Below are 17318 nucleotides of genomic sequence, written 5' to 3' on the forward strand. Positions count from 1 at the left end.
GGCGCCCTGGCGCCTTTTCAGCTCGCGCCCGGCCGGCCTCCCGGGGTTTTCGGCTCTTCAGCAATGGTAAAGGATTTATAAAGGGCTACCCGGCCGCGTCGCCGGGACCTGTTGCCGTTGTGAAGGGAGAGCCCCATGTCCATTGACGAACAGCGCTTGCCTGCCGGGGATGAGACCCTCACTGACGACCTGTTTTTGCGCATCAGCTCGCCCCTTCTTCGCGTGGCCGACGGTATGGCCCGTGGCCTGGGGTGCGACGACGAGGCGTCCCTCGTTGTCCTGTGCGCCGAGACGGGCATGGGCAAGACGAGCTTCATGGACGCCCTGCTTTTGGCTGAGGCCCAGCGCGGGGCCCAGATTCGCCGCGCGACGCTTGACGCGTGCGGCGCGGAGACGCCCCCCGTTCGGCTCAATCGGCTCTGTCGCGACGTCGTATCCCTCAGGGAGCATGGGCGCAGGGTTGCCGTCGGCGTTGATCGCGTCCCGTCCGGCACCGAGGGCGACGTTCGTCGAGAGGCTCAGGCGCTGAGACGCATGGTCGCCGCCGGCGCGCTGGTCGTCGTCTGTCTTCTTCCCGAGGCTGACGGCCTCTACCATCTGCTCTCAGAGGCCCGACGTATTGACAACCAGAGCTTGCTGTCATACGTGGCGGATGTCGTCAGCTCTCGGCCCGACGGGGGGTGTCTGGCTGAGCTGACGCACGGCATCCCCTCGCTTCTCGACGCGCTGGGTGATGACGAGCGCGCCAGGATGGGCGACTTTGGGAGCAGCTCCGCCCCCGGTAGGTTCGCACGCACGCTCAGGAGGGTGGTCATCGCGCACGTTCGTGACTCCCTCCCGCCGGATGAGATCAAGTTGCGGCTTGCCATGATCCTGCTGGGGTCAGGCAGCTTTGACGACCTTGAGGTCCTGCTGGGCCGCCTTGACGCAGAGCTCCTTGCCTGGGAGCAGGATCAGGCCCCGCTGCTGGGCGTCGATCTGTCCCGCTCGAGCTTCTCGGTCGCGGGAGTCACCGAGGAGATACCCTTTGGCTACTGCCTGGGCATGCTCAAGAGCATGCTGCCGCCGTTCTCCCCGCTTGCCACCGCCTGCGCGCGGGTGCTGTGCGCGCGAGGTCAGTTCGTTCGCGCCGAGCAGGTCTGTCGGCAAGTCACGGACGTAGGCGATTTCTATGATATCGGCATGAGCTGGGGATTCGAGCTTCTCATGCGCGGAAAGACGGATTTTGTGAGCCTCTGCCTGGGTCATGCGCGCAACCGGCCGGATGACGGGGACGTGCGACCGGCGCTGCTCGGTCGGGCGATCGAGGAGCTCAACGGGCGACATGTCTTGCCTTGCGATGGCGAGGGACGGGCTCTGCCACCCCCACAGCGGCCGTCCGATCGCGAGCACTGCGCACGATGCTGCCTTGCGGTCATGGAGCGCCAGCGAGACCTCCTCGCGGGCCTCGCCCCCGCGCCGCTCGACGAGGTCGTGCTGGCCGGCCTCGGGGAGCACGGGGAGCTGCTGGAGCGACACCTGCGCTGCACCGAACGGCTGCTGGGCGGGCGGTTCTCTGACGTCTTCAACGACCTGATGGATTGTCCGGAGCGACGGGCGCCCGACAACGTGCCGGGAGCGCTGCTCTGCGTCGACTTCCTGCTTGCCGAGGCCTTGTCGGGGTCATGCCGCTCCCCTGAAGAGGGGCGCGACCTGGACGAGGCGCGGACGCTTCTGTGGGAGGCGTCACCCGGTCGTCTCGGCCTCTATGCCCGGACGCTTGATTCGGCGTTGGACGTGTTGCTCGGCGACGCCCTAGGCATACCCGGCGTGGAGCGGCTCCTCTCCCTCTCCCATGCGCAGGGGGACGTGATGGTGGAGGCCGTTCTGCTCCTGTTGGCGGGCATGGGAGACGTCAAGTCGGGCGCCCAGGCCCGCGCGATCGTTCGCACCCAACGGGTCAAGTCCTTAATCGAGCGCCAGAACGCGCCGTTTCTGTGTGACTGCGCCGAGCTCATCGCGCTCGTCGCCCGCCTCGGGGTGAATGACGTTCCGGGCGCGGGCGAGCCCATGGCACGAGGCGCGGCGTCGCCCGTGAGAGACTTGTGTCGCATGGCCGGCGCCATCGCCCGGGGCGATGACCCTCGACAGGTGAGATTGGACGTGCTCGCGCGCTCCAGCTTCCCTCGCGAGCTGGCCTGGACGCTCAGGCTCATGCTGCGCCATGCCGGCGCACTCGCGGACGTGCTGCGCTCGGGGCTTCCCAAGAGCTGGCTGAGGGTGGAGCGCACCACGATATCCCCCTGTCCCGCGCGCATGGCCCCGCCACGACGGACGAGGCCCGTCGCGCTGGGATCGCGCGAGGGGGGCAAGGACCCCCAGCGTCCCCGACGCGTCCGCCTAACGATCATGGGAAGCTTCTCGGTCGAGGTGGACGGGGAGGTCATCGGGCCGGAGCGGCTCGTCGCGCGACGAGCCCGTGACCTTTTGGCCCTTCTTGCCCTGGTGAAGGGCCATAAGACGACCAAGCGCGACGCGCTGACCGCCATCTGGGGCGAGATCGACTATGAGCGGGGCAAGCAGCGCCTGTACGAGGCGACCTCAACGGTCCGCAAGGTGCTGCGTGCGCGTCGTCGCGGCATAGAGCCCATCCTGAGCAGCCGGACCGACGGGACCATATCGCTCAACGTCAGCCTCATCGTCTGCGACGTGGACATGTTCCGCGAGGAGGCCCTCCTCTCCCTGGGCAACGACGGCAGCGACGACGAGACGGTCACCCATGCCTGTCTGGCGCGACGTTGGTACGGGACGGGACCCTCGGTCTCCCTGGATGACGTGTCGGGCTTTGCCTCCCGACATGCACGCGCTCTCCAACGCCTGTACGTCAGCTCCCTGGCAGCCGGCAGCGAGGCGGCGCTCAGGCAGGGCAAGCCGTATCTCTCCTCCCTGCTCGCCCGCGACGCGCTCATGGGGGAGCCTCGTCGCGAGGACGTGACCATCTCGCTGGTGGAGGCCCTCGCCCAGCTGGGGCGCGTCGCCGAGGTGGAGTCAATGTACGAGCGCTACCAGCGCATGACGGCGCGGGGCGCGCGGCGACGATCGAGGACGCTTGAGCAGGCCTTTTCCGAGGCGATAGGACGTCTCTGCCCGGAGTCCTGACACCGCTGGTGCCGTTTTCATGGGTCGGCCGGCCGCGCGCACCTCCCCACGTCACAATTGATACAGTGATACTGGAAACTGAGCGTGGGCACGGCCTGCGCCGGGCACTGAGAAGGGGCTCGATGGCTAATCTGTTCACCAGGCTGCTCTCGCGTGGAGCGGGTAGGCAGCTCAAGGAGTTCGAACGAATCAAGGACCTGGTCAACGATCAGGGGGAGCGCTTCAGGGGCATCGACGACGATCAGCTGAGGGCAATGACCGCGCGCTTCCGCGAGCGCTATGCCGCCGGCGAGACGCTTGACGAGCTTTTGCCCGAGGCGTTTGCCGCCGTCAGGGAGGCGTCGTCGCGCGTGCTGGGCATGCGTCACTTTGACGTGCAGGTCATCGGCGGCATCGCCCTCAACAGCGGCATGATCGCCGAGATGAAGACGGGCGAGGGAAAGACGCTCGTCTCGACGCTCGCGGGCTACCTCAACGCCATCGCGGGCGAGGGCGTGCACATCGTCACGGTCAACGACTACCTCGCCAAGCGCGACAGCGAGTGGATGGGGCAGCTCTATCGCTTCATGGGCATGGATGTCGGCCTGCTGCAGAACGGCATGGACCTGTCGTCCAAGAGGCCGGCCTACGCCGCTGACGTCACCTACGGCACCAATTCGGAGTTTGGCTTCGATTATCTGCGCGACAACATGGTGACCCGGGCCGACATGCGCGTGCAGCGGGGACATCACTTTGCGATCGTCGACGAGGTTGACTCCATCCTCATCGACGAGGCGCGCACGCCCCTCATCATCTCGGGCGTGGGGACCAAGTCGGCCAGCACCTACAAGGACTTCGCGCGCGCCGTGCGCGGCCTGACCGCCGACGTCGACTATGAGATGGACGAGGCCAAGCACACCATTGCGGCGACCGAGTTGGGGCTCTCCAAGATCGAGTCAAAGCTCGGTGTGGATGACATCTACGCCGACCCCTCGGGCCAGCTGGTCAATCACCTCCAGCAGGCGCTCAAGGCGCAGTACATGTTTCATCGCGACCAGCAGTACATGGTCGTGGACGGTGAGGTCAAGATCGTCGACGAGTTCACGGGTCGCGCCATGGAGGGCAGGCGCTACTCCGAGGGGCTCCACCAGGCAATCGAGGCCAAGGAGGGCGTGCTCGTCCGCGAGGAGAACCAGACGCTCGCGACGATCACCCTGCAGAACTACTTTCGTCTGTATGACAAGCTCTCCGGCATGACGGGCACCGCCATGACCGAGGACGCCGAGTTTCGCGAGATCTACCACCTTCCCGTGCAGGCGATACCGCCCAACAGGCCCGTCATCCGCAAGGACCATGACGACCTGGTGTACCGCAACTCCCACGCCAAATTCAACGCCGTCGCCGACGAGGTCGTGGCGCGCCACGCCAAGGGGCAGCCCTGCCTCGTGGGCACCGTCTCCATCGAGAACTCGGAGCGCCTCGCGCGCATCCTGCAGAAGAGGGGCATTCGCGACTTCGAGGTCCTCAACGCCAAGTTCCATGAGCGCGAGGCGCAGATCGTCGCGCAGGCCGGCCGTCGGGGCGCCGTGACCATCGCGACGAACATGGCCGGCCGCGGCACGGACATCCTGCTGGGCGGCAACCCCACCGAGCTCGCCCGCGAGATGCTGCGCGAGCGTGGCTACTTTGCCAAGTCCGCCGAGGGGCAGGAGCCCCTGGAGCCCAGCCAGGAGGAACTTGACGCGGCGCTCGCCGAGGCCAGGGACATCTGCGCGCGGGAGCGCGAGGAGGTCAAGGCGGCGGGCGGTCTGTGCGTCATCGGCACGCAGCGCCACGAGAGCAGGCGCATCGACAACCAGCTGCGCGGCCGTTCGGGACGACAGGGAGATCCCGGCGAGACGCAGTTCTACCTGTCGCTCGACGACGACCTCATGCGCCTCTTCGGCAGCGAGAAGATGAACCGCGTGGCCTCCATCCTCGAGCGAGCCGACGTTCCTGAGGACCTGCCCATTCAGACGAAGGTCATCACCAAGGGCGTGGAAGGCGCCCAGCACAAGGTCGAAGAGGTCAACTTTGCCATGCGCAAGAACGTCCTGGACTACGATGACGTCATGAACAAGCAGCGCCAGGTCATCTACGAGGAGCGCAACAAGATCCTGGACGGCAAGGACCTGGTGGGTCACGTGAACGAGGTCACGTACGAGGCGGTGCGGCGCAACGTCGCCGTCTACTGCCCCGAGGACCAGGACATGGACGACTGGGACCTCTCGGGCCTCACCAAGTGGGTCTCTGAGCTCACGGGCAGGGACGATGCCCCCCAGCCCGAGGGCGACATGAGTCAGGCGGAGATCTGCGACCTGTTTGACGAGTACGTCACCCGCTGCTACGAGGAGAAGTCCCAGCTGCTGCCCGAGGGGGCCATGCAGGCCCTCTCGTCCCAGGTCATGCTTCGCGTCATCGACACACGCTGGATGGCCTACCTGCAGGAGATGGATTATCTCAAGACCGGCATCGGCCTGAGGGGCTATGGCCAGCGCGACCCCCTCGTCGAGTACAAGACGGAGGCCTACGCCGCGTTCACCGAGCTCGTCAGCACCATGTACGAGGATTTCCTGCGCACCATCCTGCGCATAGGCATTTCGTCGGGACGACCGCCCCGCAGCGTCGAGGCCGACGGCGGCGCCAGCCTGCGCGGCGCGCGCTTCTCGGGTCCGGCCGAGGTAGATGGCGACCAAGGGTCCCGCAGCGGCGCTGCGGGGGCACAAGGACGCGCCCCGGCGCACATGGCCCCGGCGCACGGCGCGCCCGCAGGCGAAAAGCCCGCGACCTACCGCAAGTCCGAGGACCCGAACCCCTATGTGGGGGTGGGACGCAACGATCCGTGCCCCTGCGGGAGCGGCAAGAAGTTCAAGCACTGCCATGGCAGGAACGCATAGATGGCCGAGGTCACCCAGGCGTCCATGGACGCGCTCGCGCGGCGCCTCGACGAGGTCGAGAGCTACCTCCGCATAGACCAGAAGCGCGACCTCGTCGCGCGTCTCGAGCGTCAGGTCAGCTCCACCGACTTCTGGAGCGACGCGGAGGCGGCGAGCAAGGTCATGTCCGAACTCACGCAGGCCAAGGACGAGATCTCGCAGCTCGTCCTGGCGCGCGAGCAGCTTGATGACGCCCAGGCAGCCTATGACCTGGGCAGGGAGGCCGGTGAGGAGGACGTGCTCGCCGAGGCCGACGAGCTCATCGCCGAGCTTGAGGGCCGACTCTCCGACCTCGAGCTTGCGAGCTGGTTCACGGGGGAGTTCGACGGCGGCGACGCCATCGTCACCATCACGCCGGGGCAGGGGGGCCTTGAGGCCCAGGACTGGTGCGGCATGCTCTTTAGGATGTACCAGGCCTACTGCGCCCGTCGAGGGTGGAAGGTCACGGTCAACGACGCCCCCGCCGCGGAGGTCATCGGCCTTGACCGCGCCACCTTCACGGTGAGCGGCAAGAACGCCTTCGGCATGCTTCGTGGCGAGCAGGGCGTCCACCGGCTCGTGCGCATCTCGCCCACCGACGCCAAGAGGCGCAGGCAGACGACGTTCGCCGGCGTCGAGGTGCTTCCCGTGCTGCCTGATGACGTCCAGGTTGACATTGACCCTGCCGACCTGCGCATTGACGTCTACCATGCCTCGGGGCACGGCGGCCAGGGCGTCAACACCACCGACTCCGCCGTGCGCATCACGCACCTTCCCACGGGAACGGTCGTCACCTGCCAGAACGAGCGGAGCCAGCTCCAGAACAAGGCCTTCGCCATGAACATCCTGCGCAGCCGCCTCTTTGAGCTGGAGCTCGCAAAGCGCGAGGCGGAGCTTGACGAGCTGCGGGGGCCCAAGCATCAGATCGGCTTCGGCAATCAGATCAGGAGCTACGTGCTCTATCCCTACCAGCTCGTCAAGGATTTGCGCAGCGGCGTCGAGACGGGCAACGTGGACTCCGTCCTCGTCGACGGCGACCTTGACAGGTTTGTCGTCGGCTACCATCGATGGGCTGTGGGAGGGGGGCACGATGCCTAGGCCCTTTCTGCCCCTTCCGCGCGTCTCTCGTCGCGAGCTGGCCCGAAAGCTCTTCCTCATTCTGGCGGGGTCGTTCATCTACGCGCTGGGCGTCGACATGTTCGAGATTCCCAACGGCCTTGCGGCGGGCGGGCTCACGGGCCTGGCGACGACCACGTCTGCCGTGGCGGCGCAGATGGGCGTCAACCTGCCTGTGGGCATCCAGACCATCGGCATGAACGCGCTTTTGCTCATCTACGTCTACGTGTCCACGAAGGACGTCAGCTACATCATGCAGAGCATCGTCGGCATCCTGGCCTCGGGCTTCTTCACCGACGCCCTCGCGCCCCTCGTTCCCGTGCCGGCTCAGGGGCAGCTGCTGATCTGCGCCATATGGGGCGGCGTCATATCGGGCGCCGGCATCGGGCTCGTCTTCATGAGCGGCGGCAACACGGGCGGGACCGACCTCATCTGCCAGCTCATCGCCCGACGTACGGGCAGTTCCATGGGGGTGCTCGTCATGCTCGTCGACGGGTCGGTGCTGCTGCTGTCCGTTCCTGTCTTCTCGCTCACCAACGCGCTGTACGCCGGGGTTGCCATGTATGTCGCCGCCCGCGTCCTGGACATGGTGCTCGAGGGCCCGCTTACCGCGCGTGTGTGCTATGTCATCTCGGAGCTCCATGCCGACATCGCGCGCGAGGTGCTCTACACCCTGGGGCGCGGCTGCACCGAGCTGCAGGCGCGGGGGGTGTGGAGCGGCAATGCGCGCCCCGTCCTGATGGTGGTTGTCGGGCGTAACGAGACGGTCAGGCTCAAGGAGATCGTCGCCTCCCTGGACCCCGAGGCCATAGTGATCGTCTCGGAGGTTCACGAGGCCTTTGGCGAGGGCTTCAGTCGCCTGGGGAGCTCGTAGGGGCATAGGCGCCGCGCCGCGTCAGGCGTCGAGCAGACGCTCCCCCGGCTTCATGACCATGCGCACGCCGGCGCGCCCGAGCCGGGCGAGCTCGGCGGGGTCCGCGCTCTCGTCCGTGACGAGCATGTCGATCTGGTCGGGCGTCCCGTAGCGGAAGCTGGCGCTCATGCCGATCTTAGTCCCGTCAGCGACGACGATGTGCATGTCAGCGTTCTCTATCATCAGCGAGTTGATGCTCGTCTCGTGCGACACGAGCGTGGTGATGCCCCCCTTGGCGGAGAGGCCCGAGCAGCCCATGATCGCCTTCGCCGCGTTGACGCTCCTGACGCTCTTGAGCGCGAACTCGCCGGTCATCGACCACTTGGGTAGACGGGCGTCGCCGCCCGTGAGGATGACGGAGAGGTTGGGGGGCAGCGTGAGCTGGAGCGCCCTTCCGTTGTTCGTCACGACGGTGACGTTCTGCGCCGTGATGTGCTCCAGCACCGACAGCGCGGTTGAGCTGGTGTTGACGAAGACGGTGTCCCCGTCCTCGACGAGTCGGGCCGCCTCGCGGGCGATGGCGAGCTTGGCCGTGATGGCTCGTGAGTTCATGGGTCCCCCGAGGGGGTCAATCAGCTCCACGGAGCCGTGCATCCTCCTGACGATTCCCTCGTCGGCAAGCGTGTCGAGGTCGCGTCTGATGGTGAGAGCCGAGACGTCAAAATAGGCGGCAAGGTCGGCGACCCTCGCCCTTCCTCCCTCGGCCAGCAGGTCAACCAGGGCGTCGCGCCGCTTTTTGACGAGCCTGTTATGAACGCGCATGGTGCCTCCTGCCCGCGCCGTTACCATGGCAATGTACCGTTCACCAGTCAAAACGCACCGTTCACCCGGGTGAGCGGAAAAAACCACATGAATCTTCATTCGTCCACCAGCAGCACATTTTAGAGGAATCGCTGCATTCCGTCATTTTAATGAACGAAAGAACTCAAAATAAAATAATTACATTCATCACAAACATTCAATAGGAAATTAAATAGCGCAATAAACATTCACATGAAGTACCATCAGGGGCGAGAGGTAAGGGAGAGAGGTCCTGGAACACGACCGTTTCTAGATTCCTGAACCTGGCGATCGTGCGCATACGACGACGACCTGCGTGAAGGGGGGTGTAACACATGCTTCTTTCTCAGCTGTACGAACTCAAGCACTTCAACCTGGTGGACGGGCCCCTGGAGTGGCGTGACGCCCTGCGCGAGGGAATCAAGCCGCTTGTGGCGGACGGCAGCGTCGAGAGCGAGTACGCGGACTGCCTCATCAAGAACGTCGAGGAGCACGGTCCCTACATCGTCCTCATCCCCGGCGTCGCCATGCCGCATGCGGTCGCGGGCGCAGTTGGCACCAACAAGGAGGCCATCAGCTTTATGAGGGTCAAGGAGCCGGTCCACTTTGGTGCCGAGGATGACCCCGACACCACGGCCACCGTCTTCTTCACCCTGAGCGACGTCGACGCGGAGTCGCATCTGGTGAACATGCAGCGGCTGGCTGCCGTCATGTCAAACGAGGAGGTCATCGACAGGCTCTCTAAGATCGAGAGTCCCGAGGAGCTCCTGGAGATTGACAAGCTTGTCGGGGACGAGTAAACGTACCCGCACTATCCGTTAGGAGAGGAAATGGACATTCTGCTGGCAGCGGTCAACTGGTTCTCCAAGACCATTCTGTCGCAGCCCGCTTGGATCATCGGCTTCATCGTCGTCATCGGCTACTGCCTGCTCGGCAAGAAGTGGTACGAGGTCCTCGCCGGCTTCATCAAGGCGTCGGTCGGCTACATGATTCTGTCGGTTGGCTCGGGCGGGCTCATCTCGTCGTTCCGTCCCATCACCGTCGGGCTCAGCCAGCGCTTCAACCTGAGCGCCATGGTCATCGACCCCTACTTTGGCAACAACGCCGTGGATGCCGGCGTCAAGGCGGCCGCGGCCGGCAACGGCCCCGCCTTCCTGGCCAACGCCAACGTCTCGCAGTACATGCTGCTGCTTCTGTTTGCGTACATTCTCAACATCCTGCTTGTCGCCCTCAAGCGCTACACGAAGCTGCGCGCCATCTTCACCACGGGCAACGTCCAGGTGCAGCAGGCGGCCACGGCCCTGTGGCTCATCATGTTCTGCTTCCCCAGCCTCATGAGCGTGCCTGCGCTCGTCGTCATGACGATTCTTCTGGGCCTATACTGGGCCGTCGGCTCCAACCTTACGATCGGCCCCGCCCAGGAGCTTACCGAGGGCGCCGGCTTCGCCATCGGCCATCAGCAGATGTTCGGCATCTTCCTGGCCTCCAAGGCCGCTGGATGGATGCGCAAGCGTGACGAGATCCGTCAGGCCAAGAACCCCGGCAAGACCTCCATCTTTGACAAGAAGCTCGAGGACATCGAGCTTCCCGGCTGGCTCTCCATGTTTAACGAGAATATGGTCTCCACCGCGCTGCTCATGACGCTCTTCTTTGGCATCATCCTCATCGTCATCGGCCCTGACTTCCTGATCAAGCTCTCTGACAAGGACCAGACGGCCGCCACGTACCTGCTCACGGGCAACGCCGCCCTCAAGGCGGGCAAGAGCTTCGTCTTCTACATCATGTACAACTGCTTCCAGTTTGCCGTGTACCTGACGATTCTCCAGCTTGGCGTCCGCACCTTCGTGGCCGAGCTCACGGTGTCCTTCCAGGGCATCTCCAACAAGCTCCTCAAGGGCTCCGTGCCCGGCGTGGACTGCGCCGTCACGTTTGGCTTCGGCTCCACCAACGCCGTCACCCTGGGCTTCATGGCCGGCGCCATCGGGCAGTTCATCGCCATCGCCGTCCTGATTCTCATCAAGAGCCCCGTCCTCGTGGTCGCCGGCTTCATCCCCCTGTTCTTTGACAACGCCACGCTCGGCGTCTTTGCGAACAACAAGGGAGGGCTCAAGGCCTGCCTGATCATCCCCTTCATCTGCGGCCTCTGCCAGGTCTTTGGCTCGGCGCTCATCGCCTCCTGGGTGCAGATGTACCAGTACGGCGGCTACCTCGGCATGTTCGACTGGGCGGTCGTCTGGCCCCTCTTCACGGTCATCATGAAGTACGCCGGCTGGATCGGCATCGCCATCGTCGCCGTGTTCCTGCTCATCATCCCGCAGCTCCAGTACCGTTCGGCCCCCAAGGACGAGAACGGCGAGAGCGCGTACTTCCTCGAGGTTGAGGACTATGACAAGTACGCCGAGCTCCGTGACGCGGCCCTCGCCAAGCAGGTGGCTGACGCCGCAAAGTAAGTCGTAGCAGCACTTGGGCTGGGGGCCGGCGCAACGTCGGTTCCCAGCCGTCGCACGTGCGCCCTCGGGCGCCAACGAGAGGAGAGATCATGTCTGCAAAGATCCTATGCGCCTGCGCCAACGGTTCCGGAACGTCCCTGATGATGCAGCTGACGGTCGAGCGCGTCGCTAAGAAGCTGGGCATGGACGTCTCGCAGGTCCACCATTGCGCGCTCGCCGAAGGTACCTCGACCGCCACGAGCTTTGACATCGCGCTCTTTCCCCGCAACTTTGAGAACATGTTCAAGAGCGCGGCAGATTCGGGCAAGGTCATCTGCATCGGCCTCAAGAACGTTCTCTCGGACAAGGAGATCGAGGAGAAGTTCATCGAGGCCGGCGTCGACAAGAAGTTCGCGAAGTAGAGACGCGTCCCAAAGAGAGGCGACATATGAACTACGAAAAGAGGGTCATCGCGACGGACATGCCCAAGTGCTACGCCATCGGCCTGTTTGACGCCGATGACGTGCCGGGCTTTGTCATCGCCACCGAGAAGGACGGCCCCATTCGCCGCTTCAGGCTTGACGGAACGCCGATGGAGAACGTCTGCGATGGTCCCGGCGGCGTCATGACCGTCATGCAGACGCCTGGGCGCGGCGACCAGCTCATGGCGACGTACCAGTTCTTTTCGCCCAACTTTGGCGCCGACGACGCAAAGATCGTCACGTACACGCGCCAGCAGGACGGCTCCTGGAGGCGCAGCGTCCTCTGCGACCTGCCGTACGTGCATCGCTTTGGCGTCCTCAAGGGTGCCGACGGCCAGAGGTGGCTCATCGCCTGCACGATCAAGTCCGCGTGCCGCAAGTTCAAGGACGACTGGAAGACTCCCGGGGCGGTCTATGTCGCGCCGCTGCCCGAGAGGCTCGAGGACTATGACGAGAACCATCAGCTCGAGCTGACGTGCGTCGCCCCCTATCAGCTTCAGAACCACGGGTTCAGCGCGGTGCCCGACGGCCCCGACGCGCTCGTGGGAACGGCTGCCGGCGTCTTCCGCTACACGCCGCCCGCGCGCATGGGCGAGGCCTGGCAGGTGGACTGCCTGGCGGTTGAGCATGCGAGCGACATGACCCTGGTCGACCTGGACGGGGACGGTCTGGACGAGCTCGTCGTCATCTCCGCGTTCCATGGGGACACCCTTTCGGTCTGGCATCGCAACGAGCATGAGGACAGCTACCAGAAGGTCTGGGAGGACCCTGAGAAGCGCGCCTTCCTGCACGCAATTTGGTCGGGAACGCTCGCCGGGAGCCCCTGTGCCGTCCTGGGAAACCGCAGGGATGGTCGTGACCTTCTGCGCCTGTACGTTGACGATGGCGCCTACCAGGTCGAGATCATCGATCACGACCACGGCCCGGCCAACGTCAGCGTCTTTTCCGACGAGCACGGAGACCACATCATCTCGACCAACCGTGAGACTGACGAGGCGGCCCTGTACGACGTCACGGCCTAGCGCGCGCGTCACAGAGGCCAAGACCGCCTGCGGGAGACAGGTCACGCTGGCTCCCGGAACATGAGTAAGGAGGAATGCATGTCCGCCATCGACGAGGTCACCCGCGAGGGTTGGATCATGAGCACCTTCCCCGAGTGGGGAACCTGGCTCAACGAGGACATAGAGAATTGCACGGTGCCCGAGGGCAACGTCAAGATGTGGTGGCTCGGCTGCACCGGCATGTGGGTAAAGACGCCGGGCGACGCCAACGTCACCATTGACCTGTGGACCGGCAACGGTAAGCGCACGCATGGCAACGGGCTGATGAAGGTCGGCCATCAGATGGCCAACATGGCGGGATGCCGTGCCATGCAGCCCAACCTGCGCAACATCCCCTACGTGTTTGACCCCTTTGGCTTCAAGCACGTGGACGCCGTCCTGGCAACGCACTACCACCAGGACCACATGTCAAAGGAGTGGGCGGCGCACGTCATCCAGTCCGGCATGACCACGGTTGACGAGCAGGGCAACGAGGTGCCCGTGCCCTTCATCGGGCCCGAGAAGTCCGCCGAGTTCTGGCGCACGTGGGGCGTTCCCGAGGACCGCATCAAGGTCGTCAAGCCGGGTGACACGATCAAGGTCAAGGACATGACGATCGTGGTGCTCGACTCCTTTGACCGCACCTGCATCACCACGACCGACTCCACCGGACCCGACCGCGAGGACCTGTGGGGCAAGTGCCCGATGGACATGGACGAGAAGGCGGTCAACTACCTGCTCGTCACGCCGGGCGGCAACATCTACCACAGCGGCGACTCGCACTACTCCATCTACTTTGCCAAGCACGGCAAGGACATCATGAAGGAGTACGGCGGCGTGGACGTGGCCTTTGGCTCCTTTGGTTGCAACCCCGTGGGCATGCAGGACAAGATGGAGGCCAGTGACGTCCTGCGCATGGCCGAGGCGCTTCAGGCCAAGGTCGTCATTCCCATCCACTGGGACGTGTGGACCAACTTCATGGCCGACCAGCGCGAGATCGAGGTTCTCTACCAGATGCGCAAGGACCGTCTGGGCTACACCTTCCACCCGTACTACTGGCAGCCGGGCGGTGACTACACCTACCCCTTGGACAAGGACAAGAAGGAGTACATGTACGACCGCGGCTTCCATGACTGCTTCGATCACGAGCCCAACGTGCCGTACCGTTCCGTCTTGTAAGACAGGGCATAGCCTCCAGGGCACCCAAGAGGGGGCGGCCGCGCCTGTGGCCGCCCCCCTTCGTCGTCTGGCAAGCTGACGTTCAAAGGCAACCAGGGCCTCCAATGCCAAGATGCTCGACGCCCCGTGCGTCGGCGGGGCATGTAGACCCCGTTGGGCAGCAACATGCACACGTCACCCTACGATATGCTGCGCCTCCCTATAATGTGATATATCAGCATACGAGCAGGCAAACACAGCCGACCCCGCGCGCCTCACCCCGCATTGTCGTTCGTGAAGTGCCAGGCACAGGCGAGAATCCTCCGAATGGTAGGTCACGATGGAATCGGCATTGGTGCGCGCGGTCATGAAATCCGCCACTCCCACGGCAAAGCGGGGAGGTGACGACGCGGCGTCCGAGATGAGGGTCCTGGACCGCCTGGAGGGCGAGACGAGCGCGGAGTACGCCTATCGTTGCCTCAGATACAACATCTTCATGTGTATCATGGCGCCTGGGTCGCTGCTGAGGGAGGCCTCGGTGGCGGGCAAGCTCGGCGTTTCGAAGACGCCCGTACATCAGGCGATCGGAAAGCTGCGCGAGCAGCTCCTCGTGGACGTCGAGCCTCAGAGCGCGACGCACGTCTCCAAGATCAACGTGAGCGCCATGCGTCAGGGGTCTCTGCTGCGGACCGACGTCGAGGCCGCCACGCTCTTTCGTATGGCGGGCAGGCTTCCCAGCGCTTACATCATGCGCCTGGGTGAGTGCCTCGCCCGCCAAAGGGAGGCGCTCACGGCGGACGACATTGACATACATCGCGTAGGCGAGCTTGACGACGAGTTTCATCGCGTCGTGTTCGAAGGGTCCGGGCTCGAGTTCACCTGGCGCCTGATCAAGGCCGCCTCGTCACACTATGACCGCGTGCGCTACATGGGCCTGGTGTACGGATTCAGCGAGGCGACGGAGTTCTACAAGGACCATGAGGACTTTTACAAGAGGCTTGCCTTTGGCACCCGTCTTACCAAGGATCAGCTGTACACGTTCATGTACGGTCATCTCAACCACTACGTCGAGTTCTTTGACCAGATGGTGATCGACCATGCGGACTACTTCGATTTCGGGCCCGTGCCAGGTGACAGCGAGTTGACGCCGGAGATTACCTTAGGACGCAGGTGACGCAGTAGCCTAGGCGCTGCGCAGCGCCAGCGCCCTGCCCTCGAGGGCGTGGATGGCCGAGACCACAAACTCATGGTTGGGGGCGGCGACGCCGTGCCTGGAGGCGCAGGAGACGACGAACCCGCTGATGGTGTTGACCTCGGTCCTCCTTCCGGCGGCGATGTCGGCCTGGATGCTCGTGACGCCCTCGGGGCTCGCCTCGCATACGTGGCGCACCTCGGCGATCTTCTCGTCGGCGTCAAAGTCGAAGCCCGCCGCGTGGGCGACCTCGACCGCCTCGCGGACGAGCTTGGTGCAGAGCAGCCAGGCATGCTCATCGGTAGCGACAAAGCCCAGGGGCATCTGGAAGAGGCCCGTGAGCGCGCTGGCCGAGACGTTGGTGAAGAGCTTATTCCAGATGAGCCTCTGCACGTCTGTGCTGACCTCGGTCTCAAGGCCGCAGATGGTCAGGGCCTCGGCGATGGGAGAGAGCTGCTTGAGCGTGGCGGCGGTTCCGCCAATGACCGTCTTGCCGCTGCCGCCGTGGCGCATGGAGCGAATGCCCAGGCGGGAGGCGTTGTGCTGCGTCGTGCCGATGATTACGTGGTCGGCAGCGGCGTACTTGCCCAGGACCTCCTCATGGCCGCCACCGTTCTGGAGGGTCATAAGGTAGGTGTCGGGACCGATGATGCTGGCGTCCGAGGCGAGGGCGGCATCGGTGAACAGCGCCTTCACGAAGACGATGACGAGGTCCTGGGGAGCCATGCCCTCGGTCGTCGTTGCAGCGTGGGGATGGTATACCGCGGACGTCCCATCGGGCTCGACGATCTCGAGGCCCTCGGCGTTGATGGCGTCGATGGCATCCTTCGTCACGTCGAGGACGGTCACGTTGTGGCGCTGGCTCAGGTAGGCACCATAGAGCCCGCCCATTGCCCCGCAGCCGATGACGGTGATGTTCATGAGCGCTTCCTTTCGCCTAAAACAAAAATTACAGGTAATGAAACGAGTATGAACATGCTTTGTGAACTCACAATGTAAAGAGCTCATATATTCCGTCTGAACTCGATATACTACCGTTCATGTATGAGTGCATATATGAAATATCAATTGTATAGTCTATTGAATGTGAGTGAGTTTCACCCCAGGTTCATCCTAGTTTTTGTTCCAGTGTTCCAAATCTGGAATGTCAGTACTTCCAAAAGGAAAACGCCATGTCCCAGACCATCAAGACCTCCACTCACCTGCTTGAGATGTTCATGCCCTACATGTACGACGAGGCACGCATGCTCGAGGTGCTAAGGAGGGTCGCGCGTCTTGACTTCTACCGGGGCGTCGAGCTTCCCGTGTTCTTTGACGGCGAAAATCGCAAAGCCGTCCGCTCGATCATCGAGCAGCAGGGCCTCTTTGGCGGGACCTCGGTCACGCCCTACGTCAAGGCCCAGGGCCTCAGCCTCGCCGACCTGGACAAGGACGGCCGTCGCCGCGCCGTTGACCTCGTGAAGCAGCTTGCGCGCTATGCCGCCGACTGCGGCTACACCAACATCTGCATCCCCTCGGGCGACGACCCCGGCGCGCCCCTGCGCGGCTTTGCCAAGGTGGCGCTCGCCGAGTCCATCGTCGAGATCGCCGAGCACATGGACGGCCTCGGCGAGAAGCTCACCATCGAGCCTCTCGACCGCTTTGCCTACAAGAAGCAGCTCATCGGCCCCATGGAGGAGGACGTCGTCTGGTTCAAGCCCCTGTTCGAGCAGTGTTCCAACGTCTACATCCACTGGGACAGCGCCCATGAGGCGCTGGGCGGCATCGACCTCACGCGATCGCTCGAGCTTGCCTCTCCCTACATCGCGCAGGTCCATCTCTGCGACGCCATCACTGACGTCTCGCACCCGTGCTTTGGCGACCTGCATATGGACTGCGCCATGGCCCCCGACTGGGAGACCGAGGGCTTCCTGACGCCCGAGGTGGGCTCCCAGATCCTGAGGACCGTGGCCTCGTTCGACACGCCCGCGGGCGTGAGCGACGTGTACGCCTCCGTGGAGATTCATGGCCACCCCGGGGCGCACCTGTGGCTGCTGGAGGAGCATGCCAGGAAGTTCCTCCAGCGCTGCTTCGAGCTTGCCGGCATAGACTGCTAGTCGAGAAGCCCCCATCCCGTCCGCTTCATGCGAACGGCTGA

Annotated in this window: 13 protein-coding genes; 11 read left to right on the top strand and 2 right to left on the bottom strand. The window is 64.2% G+C overall.

Annotated elements, in window-relative coordinates:
- Positions 1 to 135: 135 nt before the first annotated feature.
- The 4 genes from HMPREF2826_RS03250 (at position 136) to HMPREF2826_RS03265 (ending at position 8061) form a co-directional block, all read left to right on the top strand.
- On the top strand, positions 136 to 3138 hold the full coding sequence (locus HMPREF2826_RS03250; RefSeq protein ID WP_070639177.1) for an AfsR/SARP family transcriptional regulator: 3003 nt from the start codon (positions 136 to 138) through the stop codon (positions 3136 to 3138).
- Between the two features lie 122 nt (positions 3139 to 3260).
- A complete protein-coding gene (gene secA, locus HMPREF2826_RS03255) occupies positions 3261 to 6053 on the top strand; it encodes a preprotein translocase subunit SecA (RefSeq protein ID WP_070639179.1) in 2793 nt (930 codons plus the stop codon).
- Positions 6054 to 7169 carry a peptide chain release factor 2 gene (gene prfB / locus HMPREF2826_RS03260; RefSeq protein ID WP_070639181.1) on the top strand — a complete coding sequence of 372 codons (1116 nt, stop codon included), beginning with the start codon at positions 6054 to 6056 and terminating at the stop codon, positions 7167 to 7169.
- A complete protein-coding gene (locus tag HMPREF2826_RS03265) occupies positions 7162 to 8061 on the top strand; it encodes a YitT family protein (RefSeq protein WP_070639183.1) in 900 nt (299 codons plus the stop codon). The genes prfB and HMPREF2826_RS03265 overlap by 8 nt, the downstream gene beginning before the upstream one ends.
- Before the next feature lie 21 nt (positions 8062 to 8082).
- Here the strand turns inward: HMPREF2826_RS03265 and HMPREF2826_RS03270 are convergent, their stop codons facing one another.
- A complete protein-coding gene (locus HMPREF2826_RS03270) occupies positions 8083 to 8862 on the bottom strand; it encodes a DeoR/GlpR family DNA-binding transcription regulator (RefSeq protein WP_070639185.1) in 780 nt (259 codons plus the stop codon).
- A 353-nt stretch (positions 8863 to 9215) separates the two neighbouring features.
- On the opposite strand from HMPREF2826_RS03270, the gene HMPREF2826_RS03275 reads away from it, so the two are divergent.
- From HMPREF2826_RS03275 to HMPREF2826_RS03300, 6 genes are all read left to right on the top strand, one after another.
- The gene (locus tag HMPREF2826_RS03275) at positions 9216 to 9680 is read left to right on the top strand and encodes a PTS sugar transporter subunit IIA (RefSeq protein WP_058270565.1); all 465 of its coding nucleotides are present in this window, start codon (positions 9216 to 9218) and stop codon (positions 9678 to 9680) included.
- Positions 9681 to 9710: 30 nt separating this feature from the next.
- The gene (locus tag HMPREF2826_RS03280) at positions 9711 to 11330 is read left to right on the top strand and encodes a PTS ascorbate transporter subunit IIC (protein WP_070639187.1); all 1620 of its coding nucleotides are present in this window, start codon (positions 9711 to 9713) and stop codon (positions 11328 to 11330) included.
- Between the two features lie 89 nt (positions 11331 to 11419).
- Positions 11420 to 11731: a PTS sugar transporter subunit IIB gene (locus HMPREF2826_RS03285; protein WP_070639188.1), complete on the top strand. Its 312-nt coding sequence runs from the start codon at positions 11420 to 11422 to the stop codon at positions 11729 to 11731.
- Between the two features lie 26 nt (positions 11732 to 11757).
- On the top strand, positions 11758 to 12813 hold the full coding sequence (locus tag HMPREF2826_RS03290; RefSeq protein WP_070639190.1) for a hypothetical protein: 1056 nt from the start codon (positions 11758 to 11760) through the stop codon (positions 12811 to 12813).
- 78 nt (positions 12814 to 12891) lie between these two features.
- Complete coding sequence (gene ulaG / locus HMPREF2826_RS03295) at positions 12892 to 14010, top strand: L-ascorbate 6-phosphate lactonase (protein WP_070639192.1); 1119 nt, start codon at positions 12892 to 12894, stop codon at positions 14008 to 14010.
- A 346-nt stretch (positions 14011 to 14356) separates the two neighbouring features.
- A complete protein-coding gene (locus tag HMPREF2826_RS03300; RefSeq protein ID WP_168163972.1) occupies positions 14357 to 15163 on the top strand; it encodes a GntR family transcriptional regulator in 807 nt (268 codons plus the stop codon).
- 9 nt (positions 15164 to 15172) lie between these two features.
- Here the strand turns inward: HMPREF2826_RS03300 and HMPREF2826_RS03305 are convergent, their stop codons facing one another.
- A complete protein-coding gene (locus tag HMPREF2826_RS03305; RefSeq protein ID WP_070639196.1) occupies positions 15173 to 16102 on the bottom strand; it encodes a ketopantoate reductase family protein in 930 nt (309 codons plus the stop codon).
- A gap of 251 nt (positions 16103 to 16353) precedes the next feature.
- Here HMPREF2826_RS03305 and HMPREF2826_RS03310 point away from each other — a divergent pair, with 251 nt between their 5' ends.
- Positions 16354 to 17277: a sugar phosphate isomerase/epimerase family protein gene (locus HMPREF2826_RS03310; RefSeq protein WP_070639198.1), complete on the top strand. Its 924-nt coding sequence runs from the start codon at positions 16354 to 16356 to the stop codon at positions 17275 to 17277.
- The last annotated feature ends 41 nt before the right edge of the window (positions 17278 to 17318 follow it).

Source organism: Olsenella sp. HMSC062G07 (genome assembly GCF_001811895.1).
In the GTDB taxonomy this organism is placed as follows: domain Bacteria; phylum Actinomycetota; class Coriobacteriia; order Coriobacteriales; family Atopobiaceae; genus Olsenella_F; species Olsenella_F massiliensis.